The organism is Thauera phenylacetica B4P (assembly GCF_000310225.1).
GTDB lineage: Bacteria > Pseudomonadota > Gammaproteobacteria > Burkholderiales > Rhodocyclaceae > Thauera > Thauera phenylacetica.
On record NZ_AMXF01000453.1, the window covers coordinates 1 to 1,396 of the forward strand.

Here is a 1,396-nt window from a genome sequence, read left to right on the forward strand (position 1 = left end):
GCCAAACTCCGCCGTCGATGTGAACTCTTGGGCGGAATCAGCCTGTTATCCCCAGAGTACCTTTTATCCGTTGAGCGATGGCCCTTCCATACAGAACCACCGGATCACTATGACCTGCTTTCGCACCTGCTCGACTTGTGGGTCTCGCAGTCAAGCCACCTTTTGCCATTGCACTATCAGTACGATGTCCGACCGTACCTAGGTGACCTTCGTACTCCTCCGTTACCTTTTGGGAGGAGACCGCCCCAGTCAAACTGCCCACCATGCACGGTCCCCGACCTGGATTCACAGGCCTGGGTTAGAACCTCGACGACACCAGGGTGGTATTTCAAGGGTGGCTCCGCCGGAACTGGCGTCCCGGTTTCATAGCCTCCCACCTATCCTACACAAGTCCCGTCAAAGTCCAATGCAAAGCTACAGTAAAGGTTCATGGGGTCTTTCCGTCTAGCCGCGGGGAGATTGCATCTTCACAAACATTTCAACTTCGCTGAGTCTCAGGAGGAGACAGTGTGGCCATCGTTACGCCATTCGTGCAGGTCGGAACTTACCCGACAAGGAATTTCGCTACCTTAGGACCGTTATAGTTACGGCCGCCGTTTACCGGGGCTTCGATCAAGAGCTTGCACCCCATCACTTAACCTTCCGGCACCGGGCAGGCGTCACACCCTATACGTCCACTTTCGTGTTTGCAGAGTGCTGTGTTTTTAATAAACAGTCGCAGCCACCGATTCTCTGCGACCCCGTTCCGCTCCGGCCGCGAGGGCCTTCACGTACCAGGGGCATACCTTCTCCCGAAGTTACGGTATCAATTTGCCGAGTTCCTTCTCCTGAGTTCTCTCAAGCGCCTTGGTATTCTCTACCAGCCCACCTGTGTCGGTTTGCGGTACGGTCACTCTTAGACTGAAGCTTAGAGGCTTTTCCTGGAAGCTGGGTATCACTCGCTTCGGATCCGAGGATCCTCGTCATCACGCCTCATCTTAGCCACGCGGATTTGCCTACGCGGCACGACTACACGCTTAAACCACCTATTCCAACAGATGGCCGAGCTAACCTTCTCCGTCCCCCCATCGCATCTAAGAGCGGTACAGGAATATTGACCTGTTTCCCATCGACTACGCATTTCTGCCTCGCCTTAGGGGCCGACTCACCCTGCGCCGATGAACGTTGCGCAGGAAACCTTGGGCTTACGGCGAGGGTGCTTTTCACACCCTTTATCGCTACTCATGTCAGCATTCGCACTTCCGATACCTCCAGCATCCCTTACGAGACACCTTCGCAGGCTTACGGAACGCTCCCCTACCACGTGTCAAAGACACATCCGCAGCTTCGGTTCATGGCTTGAGCCCCGTTACATCTTCCGCGCAGGACGACTCGACTAGTGAGCTATTACGCTTTC

Annotated in this window: 1 rRNA gene; it reads right to left on the bottom strand. The window is 55.1% G+C overall.

Annotated features, from left to right (window positions below):
* A 23S ribosomal RNA gene (locus C667_RS22950) occupies positions 1–1,396 on the bottom strand; the annotation flags it as partial.